Raw genomic sequence first — 8,313 nt, 5'->3', positions numbered from 1 at the left:
GCGATCGAAGATGTTCTGGCCCTGGCCCAGCGCCAGGCCGATGCCCGCTTGCAGGACGACGCCCCCTACCGCGAGCGCATCGCCCGTGGCGCGCGCTTTCTCGACACCCTGCTGGACAAGGAAGGGGTGATCTACGGCGTCACCACCGGCTACGGCGATTCCTGCGTGGTGGCGGTGCCGCTGGAGCACGTCGAGGCCCTGCCGCGCCACCTCTACACCTTCCACGGCTGCGGCCTGGGCAAGCTGCTCGATGCGCCTGCGACCCGCGCCGTGCTGGCGGCGCGCCTGCGCTCGCTGAGCCATGGCGTGTCCGGCGTGCGCTGGGAATTGCTGGCGCGTCTGCAAGCGTTCCTGCAGCACGACATCCTGCCGCTGATCCCGGAGGAAGGCTCGGTCGGCGCCAGCGGCGACCTGACGCCGTTGTCCTACGTCGCGGCAACCCTCTCGGGTGAACGCGAGGTGCTGTACCAGGGCGAGCGGCGCAGCAGCGCCGATGTGCACCGTGAACTCGGCTGGCAGCCGCTGGTGCTGCGGCCCAAGGAAGCCCTGGCCCTGATGAACGGCACCGCCGTGATGACCGGCCTTGCCTGCCTGGCCTTCGCCCGCGCCGACTACCTGCTGCAACTGGCCACGCGCATCACCGCGCTGAACGTGATTGCCCTGCAAGGCAACCCGGAGCACTTCGACGAGCGTCTGTTCGCCGCCAAGCCGCATCCCGGCCAGACGCAGGTCGCTGCCTGGCTGCGCCAGGACCTGGCCATCGACGCTCCATTGCCGCCCCTGCACCGCCTGCAAGACCGCTACTCGCTACGCTGCGCACCGCATGTGCTGGGCGTGCTGGCCGACAGCCTGGGCTGGCTGCGCGGTTTCATCGAGACCGAACTGAACAGCGCCAACGACAACCCGATCATCGACGGCGACGCCGAACGCGTGCTGCACGGTGGGCACTTCTACGGCGGGCACATCGCCTTTGCCATGGACAGCCTGAAGACCCTGGTGGCCAACGTCGCCGACCTGCTCGACCGGCAGCTCGCGCTGCTGGTGGACGTGCGCTACAACCACGGCCTGCCGAGCAACCTGTCCGGCGCGCCGGCGGATCGCGCGATGATCAACCACGGCTTCAAGGCCGTGCAGATCGGCACCAGCGCCTGGACTGCCGAGGCACTGAAACTGACCATGCCGGCCAGCGTGTTCTCGCGCTCCACCGAGTGCCATAACCAGGACAAGGTCAGCATGGGCACCATCGCCGCCCGCGACGCCCTGCGCGTGCTGGAGCTGACCGAACAGGTCGCCGCGGCCAGCCTGCTGGCGGCCAATCAAGGCGTATGGCTGCGCGGTCGCGCGGCTAACGCACCGAGCCTGCCGCCCGTGCTGGCGCAGATGCACGACGCCCTGAGCAGCGACTTCGCCCCGGTCATCGAAGACCGCGCGCTGGAAAGCGACCTGCGCCTGTGCCTGGCGCGCATCGCCGCGCGCCACTGGAGGCTGCATGCGTAGCGCCGGGGTGTTCCACATCGACTGCGAAATGGTCGTGCCGTTCTTCGATGTCGACAGCATGCACATCGTCTGGCACGGGCATTACGTCAAGTACCTGGAGGTCGCGCGCTGCGCGCTGCTCGACCGCCTCGGGCACAACTACACCGCCATGCAAGCCAGCGGCTTCGGCTGGCCGGTGATCGACCTGCAACTGCGCTACATCCGCGGCGCCACCTTCGGCCAGCGGCTGACCGTGCGCGCCAGCCTGGTGGAGTGGGAGAACCGCTTGAAGATCCACTACCTGATCAGCGACGCCGACAGCGGCGAACGCATGACCCGCGCCAGCACCGTGCAGGTCGCGGTGCACATCGACAGCGGCGAGATGCAGCTGGTCTCGCCCCAAGCCATGCTCGACGCCGTCGCCAAGGTGCTGCCATGACACGCCTGCGTTTGCCCCGCGTACTCATCACCACCCTGGCCCTGCTGGCCAGCCCCTTGGCGCTGGCCTTCGACCTGCACGACCTGCAACAGCAGTTGAGCAAGCCGGCCGTGGTCAAAGGTCCGTTCGTGCAGGAAAAGCACCTGCGCGCCCTGCCGCAGCCGCTGACCAGCAAGGGCGAGTTCGTCCTGGCCCGCGACCATGGCCTGTTGTGGCTGCTGCAAACGCCGTTACGCCAGGACTACCGCATCGACGCCCAGGGCATCGCCCGGCGCGATGCCAACGGTTGGCAGACCCTGCCCAGCCGCAGTGCCGGCGCCGAGCAGAACCGGCTGTTCTTCGCCGTACTGCAAGGTGACAGCACAGGCCTGCAACGGGACTTCGACCTGGCCCTGAGCGGTGACGCCGACCACTGGCAGCTGCGCCTCACGCCCCGCTCGATGCTGCTCAAGCAGGTGTTCACCCAGATCGACATCAGCGGCGCGGCGTACGTGCAGCGCATCGAACTGCAGGAGACACAGGGCGACAGCACTGTGCTGCGCATGCCAGACAGCCACGGCGAAGCCGCACTGACCGACGCGGAGCGCGCTGACTTTGCCGACTGAACGCCTGCTGCCGCGCCTGTTCCTGCTGCTCCTGGTCATCGTGCTGGGCGCCGCCGGCTGGCAATGGCGCGCCGGCACCCCGGTGTCGGCCGACCTGATGACCCTCGTGCCAGGCGACACCCAGGACCCGCTGGTGCAGCGCGCCGAACAGCGCATGCAGGCGCCGCTCAACCGCGAACTGCTGCTGTTGGTCGGGCATGAAGATCGCGCCCAGGCCCTCGCCCTGAGCGACCGGTTGGCGCACCAGTGGCAAGCCAGCGGCCTGTTCGAGAAGGTCCAGTGGAGCTTGCAACCGGACCTCGCCGCCCTACGCCAGCAACTGCTGCAAGGCCGCCTGGCCCTGCTCTCGGCAGACGACCGCGAGCAACTGCTCAAGCAACCCGAGGCCTTCATCGAGCAGCGCGTGCAAAGCCTGTTCGACCCCTTCGCCGGTTTCAGCCTGCTGTCGAACCAGGACGACTGGCTGGGCCTGGGCGCACGCATTCAGGCCAGCCAGCCGATTCCGGCCAACGTGCAGATGGACACCGCCAGCGGCGCGCTGGTGGCCGAGGCCGATGGCAAGCACTGGGTGATGATCCGTGCCCGCACGCAGGGCAACGCCTTCGACATGCAGTTGCCGTTGCAGGTGTCCGCGCTGCTCGACACCACTCGCGCCAGCGCCGCGCAGGCCGGGGCGAGCGTGCATGCGGCCAGCGGCCTGCTCTACGCCGCCCACGGCCAGCAGCAGGCCACCCGTGAAATGACCTGGGTCGGCGGTGGTGCCACGCTGGGCATTCTGCTGATGCTGCTGCTGGCGTTCCGCCGCTGGCAGGCGTTGCTGGCCTTCGTGCCGGTGCTGGTCGGCATGCTGTTCGGCGCGGTGGCCTGCGTGGCGCTGTTCGGCACGATGCATGTGATGACCCTGGTGTTGGGCTCGAGCCTGATCGGCGTGGCCGTCGACTACCCCCTGCATTACCTGTCCAGGAGCTGGAGCCTGCGGCCGTGGCGCAGCTGGAGCGCGGTCCGGCTGACCTTGCCGGGGCTGAGCCTGAGCCTGGCCACCAGTTGCATTGGCTACCTGGCCCTGGCCTTCACGCCCTTCCCGGCACTGACGCAGATCGCGATCTTCTCTGCGGCCGGGTTGATCGGCGCCTACCTGAGCGCTGTGTGCCTGCTGCCAGCGTTGCTCGCGCGCGTGTCGCTGGAGCCTGCCCAGTGGCCGCTGCGCATCACCCAACGGCTGACCGACTGGCGCATTGCCCTGCTGCGCCGGGTGCCCAGCGCAGCGCTGCTGGCACTGCTCCTGGCCTTCACCGCCGCTGGGCTGTGGCAGTTGCACAGCCGCAATGACATCCGCCAGTGGGTCGCCAGCCCGCCGCAGTTGCTCGAAGACGCCCAGGCCGTGGCACGCATCACCGGGTATCAGCCCACCAGCCAGTTCTACCTGGTGCGTGGGGACGATCAGCGGCAGTTGCTCGAACGCCTGCAAGGGCTGTCGGCCAAGCTCGATGAGCTGGTTGGGCTGGGCAAGCTCAAGGGTTATCTGAGCCTCAGTCAATTGCTGGGCAGTGATCAGGCGCAGCAGCAGACCCGTGAAGCGCTGGGCGCTTTGGCCCAGCATTGGCAACCGCTGGTGGCTTTGGGTGTGCCAGACGCTGCACTGGCCGCTGAAGTCGAGCAGTTGCAGCAGTTGCCGGCCCAGTCCATCGACCAGGCCCTGCAAGGCCCGCTCTCGGAGCCTTGGCGGCCGTTGTGGCTGGGGCAAGACGGCGAAGGCGTGGCCGCCATCGTCAGCCTGCAAGGCCTGGGCGATGCGGCGCTGCTGGGCTTGCTGGCCGAGGATCAGCCGGGCGTGCAACTGGTCGACCGGCTCGGTGAACTGAACCGATTGTTCGCGGCCACGCAGATCAGCGCGGTGGAGCTGAAGCTGGTGTCGTGCGGCTTGATCCTGCTGTTGCTGATCCTGCCGTTCGGCCTGGGCGGCGCGCTGCGCCTGGTGGCCCTGCCATTACTGGCAGCGCTGTGCAGCCTGGCGTGCCTCGGCTGGCTGGGCCAGCCGCTGACGCTGTTCAGCCTGTTCGGCCTGTTGCTGGTGACGGCGATCAGCGTGGATTACGCCATCCTCATGCACGAAAGCATCGGCGGCGCGGCAGTGAGCCTGCTCGGCACGCTGCTGGCGGCGCTGACCACCTGGCTGTCGTTCGGGCTGCTGGCGTTGTCGGCTACCCCGGCGGTCAGCAACTTTGGCCTGGCGGTGAGCCTGGGGCTGGCCTTCAGCTTCCTGCTGGCGCCCTGGGCGGCGCCGCGGGATGGGGGGGCGTCGGCATGCGCGGCGACGCACGATGGGGAAGCGTTGGCATGAACGGCGACGCACGATGGGTCAGCCTTCCGGGCAGCGCGGCGGTGCCGACGGCGGGTGTTTTCAATGATTGTGCAGCGCCTGAATTGGGGCCGCTGCGCAGCCCATCGCGGCTAAAGCCGCTCCAACAGGGAGCGCAGCCGTGGCGATCACTGCGGCTCAAACGCCTATCCTGTGGGAGCGGCTTTAGCCGCGATGGGCGGCGCAGCGGCCCCAGCTCGCTCCTACACCTCTCCATGGACGAAGGCGCAGTGGCCACGTGCCCACCTGCACACACGGCAGGTACATCAACCCATCGCATTCGGGCCTACACCGCGTGCAAGCGGTCAGGCATCGAGCCTGCACCGGCGGTACAGCCCTGCAATGACGAGGCGGCGGCATGACCGTGCTGTGGATGTGGACACTGATCCTGCTCGGCTTCGCAGCGGCCTGTGTACTGGGCAAGCGTCTGGGCCTGATCCCGGTGGTCAGCCAGCTGCTGCTGGCGGCCCTGGCCTTGCCGTTGCTGAACCTGCTGTTGAGCCAGCCAGATTCGCCGCTGACCACGGCTGAGCTGCTTTCCCCGGGTTGGGTCAAGACGCTGTACGGCGCCAGTTTCGCCCTGCTGCTGGGCGCGATCCTGGCTGACGTGCGCGAGCTGCGGCCGGACCGCGAAGCGCTGAAGCTGGCGCTGCCGAGTTTTCTGCTGCCGTTCGCCTGCGGCCTAGTGTGTGCGGTGTGGCTGCTGCACCTCGAAGGCGTCGCCGCGCTGGCCCTGGGCCTGGTGTTCGCCATCACGGCCATTCCGGTGCTGTACCTGTACCTGCGCGCCATCGACTACCCGCCAGCCGCCAGTCGCCGCTTGCTACAAGCCGCCATCGTCATCGACCTGGCCTGCTGGCTGCTGCTCGGCCTTGGCCAAGGCAGCCTGCACCCGGCAAGCCTGGGCTGGACGCTCGTGGCAGCGCTCGCGCCCTTGCCGCTCTACGCCCTTGGCCTGCGCGCGCCAGCGGCCTACGGCGGCGTCTTCCTGGCGCTGCTGTTCGCTGCCGAACACTACCGCCTCAATGCCCTACTGCTGGGCATCGGCTTCCTGGCCTGCCTCGCGCTGCTCAAGCTGAACCTGCGCCTGCCGCTGTCGGCGGCGTGGTCGCAACGCCTCCAGCAGTACCTCGCCGTGCCGCTGATCCTGGCTTGCGGCGTTTTGCAGGTCGATGTGCAGCAGGCGCTGCAAGCGTTCGAACCGCTGCACCTGCTGGTGCTGGTGGCATTGCCCATTCTCAGCAAACTGCTCGGCAACTGGCTCGGCCTGTGCTGGGCCGCGCCGTCGTTCGCAGGCGCCAGCAAGTGGCGCGAAAGCCTGCTGCTGAATATCCGCGGCCTGAGCGAAATCGTCTTCCTCAACCTGCTGCTCAGCCAGCAGTTGATCAGCGCGTCGCTGTACCTGACGTTGATGCTGATGAGCCTGGTCGCCACCTTGATGCCGGCGCTGGCTGGCCTGCACCGCTTACCGTCAAACCCATTGTCCACGGCCAGGAGGCCCCATGCCGAACACTGAATTGCAGCAACGCCAGGTCCTGGTGATTGGCGCCGGGCCGTCCGGTGCCATCGCCGCGGCGCTGCTCAAGCGAAAAGGTCACGATGTGCTGGTGATCGAACGCCAACGCTTCCCGCGCTTCTCGATCGGCGAAAGCCTGCTGGCCCACTGCCTGGACTTCGTCGAAGAAGCCGGCATGCTCGACGCAGTGCACGCTGCGGGCTTCCAGTTCAAGAACGGCGCGGCCTTCGCCTGGGGCGAGGCGTACTCGGCGTTCGATTTCGGCGAGCAGTTCACCCCTGGCAAGCCGAGCACCTTCCAGGTGCAGCGCGCGCAATTCGATCAGTTGCTGGCCGACCAGGCCGAGGCTCAGGGCGTGGAGATCCGCTACGAGCACGAGATCGTCGAAGCCGACATGAATGGCGAGCAGCCCCGCGTACTGGTGCGCCGCCCCGACGGCAGCCACTACGCCGTACAGACCGACTTCGTGCTCGATGCCAGCGGCTACGGTCGCGTGCTGCCGCGTCTGCTCGACCTCGAAGCGCCGTCGAGTTTCCCGGTGCGCCAGGCCGTGTTCACGCACATCGAAGACCGCATCAGCCACCCCGGCTTCGACCGCGACAAGATCCTCATTACCACCCACCCGCAGCACCGCGACATCTGGTTCTGGACCATCCCGTTCAGCAACGGTCGCACCTCGGTCGGCGTGGTGGCCGATGCCACGCGTTTTGCCCAGGCGCCCACCGACCTCGACGCCTGCCTGCAACACTTCATCGCCCAAGCGCCAAGCCTGGCCACGGTGCTGGAACACGCCGTGTGGGACACCCCGGCACGTACCATTGGCGGCTACTCGGCCAACGTCAAGAGCCTGCACGGGCGCGGCTTTGCCCTGCTCGGCAACGCGGCGGAATTTCTCGATCCGGTGTTTTCTTCCGGGGTGACCATCGCCATGCGCTCGGCGAGCATGGCGGCCAATCTGTTGCACCGGCAGTTGCAGGGCAACCCGGTGGACTGGCAGAGCGAATTCGCTGACCCGCTCAAACGCGGCGTGGATACCTTCCGCGTGTACGTCGAAGGCTGGTACGACGGCAGCTTCCAGGATGTCATCTACCACCCCGGCAGTTCGCCAGAAATCCGCGCCATGATCAGCTCGATCCTCGCCGGTTACGCCTGGGACACCCGCAACCCCTTCGTTGCCGAGCCACGCCGGCGCCTGCGGACCCTGGCCGAGCTGTGTGCGCGGGAGGCGGTATGAGCCAGTCGCCGTTTCTGAGTGACAGCTACGTCGAGGAAACCCGCTTCGGCTTCTGGTTCCTGCGCAGCCATACCTGGCAGCACCACGTGCTGCGGGTGGCAATCGATGACCTGCACAGCCTGTTCGACACACCGCTGCCCGCAGCACCGGTGCTCCTCGATGTCGGCTGCGGCCAGGGCAAGTCGTTCCAGCACCTGCAGCGGGTGTTCGCGCCCTCGCAGCTGATGGGCACCGACGCCGACCCGCACAGCCTGAAGCTGAGCGCCGAAGAAGCCGCACGCCTGGGTCTGGCAGTGGAACTGCGCGGCAGCGACTGCGCGCAGTTGCAGTTCGCCGACGCCAGTGTCGACCTGGTGTTCTGCCACCAGACCTTCCACCACCTGGTGGAGCAGGAACAGGCCCTGGCCGAGTTCTACCGGGTGCTGAAACCGGGCGGCTACCTGCTGTTCGCCGAATCCACCGAGGCGTACATCGACACCTGGGTGATCCGCTGGCTGTTCCGCCACCCCATGCACGTGCAAAAGAGCGCCGAAGGCTATCTGCAGATGCTGCGCGACCAGGGCTTTGCCTTCAGCCCGCGCAACGTGTCTTACCCCTACCTGTGGTGGAGCCGTGCCAAGGACTTTGGCCTGCTCGAACGCCTGGGCCTGCGCAAGCCGCCAGCGGTGGGCCAGCGTGAGGAAA

Annotated in this window: 7 protein-coding genes; all 7 read left to right on the top strand. The window is 67.7% G+C overall.

What is annotated here, in order from left to right; genetic code table 11:
• A partial coding sequence (locus tag RT028_RS18930; protein ID WP_312936822.1) for an aromatic amino acid ammonia-lyase occupies nucleotides 1–1,497 on the top strand: 1,497 nt, incomplete at its 5' end.
• Nucleotides 1,490–1,915 (top strand): acyl-CoA thioesterase, encoded by a 426-nt coding sequence (locus RT028_RS18925; RefSeq protein ID WP_312936820.1) that lies wholly within the window; start codon nucleotides 1,490–1,492, stop codon nucleotides 1,913–1,915. The genes RT028_RS18930 and RT028_RS18925, both read left to right, overlap by 8 nt.
• Nucleotides 1,912–2,520 (top strand): outer membrane lipoprotein carrier protein LolA, encoded by a 609-nt coding sequence (locus RT028_RS18920; RefSeq protein WP_312936818.1) that lies wholly within the window; start codon nucleotides 1,912–1,914, stop codon nucleotides 2,518–2,520. Before RT028_RS18925 ends, RT028_RS18920 begins: the two co-directional genes overlap by 4 nt.
• Complete coding sequence (locus RT028_RS18915; protein ID WP_312936824.1) at nucleotides 2,504–4,861, top strand: MMPL family transporter; 2,358 nt, start codon at nucleotides 2,504–2,506, stop codon at nucleotides 4,859–4,861. The genes RT028_RS18920 and RT028_RS18915 overlap by 17 nt, the downstream gene beginning before the upstream one ends.
• A 376-nt stretch (nucleotides 4,862–5,237) precedes the next feature.
• A complete protein-coding gene (locus RT028_RS18910; RefSeq protein ID WP_312936816.1) occupies nucleotides 5,238–6,395 on the top strand; it encodes a sodium:proton antiporter in 1,158 nt (385 codons plus the stop codon).
• A complete protein-coding gene (locus tag RT028_RS18905) occupies nucleotides 6,382–7,629 on the top strand; it encodes an NAD(P)/FAD-dependent oxidoreductase (protein WP_312936814.1) in 1,248 nt (415 codons plus the stop codon). Before RT028_RS18910 ends, RT028_RS18905 begins: the two co-directional genes overlap by 14 nt.
• Nucleotides 7,626–8,313: class I SAM-dependent methyltransferase (locus RT028_RS18900; protein ID WP_312936813.1), on the top strand; the 688-nt coding region annotated here is incomplete at its 3' end. The genes RT028_RS18905 and RT028_RS18900, both read left to right, overlap by 4 nt.

This window comes from Pseudomonas sp., assembly GCF_032058845.1.
GTDB lineage: Bacteria > Pseudomonadota > Gammaproteobacteria > Pseudomonadales > Pseudomonadaceae > Aquipseudomonas.
Note: the sequence above shows the minus strand (reverse complement) of the source record. Positions and strands in the feature narration are given on the sequence as shown.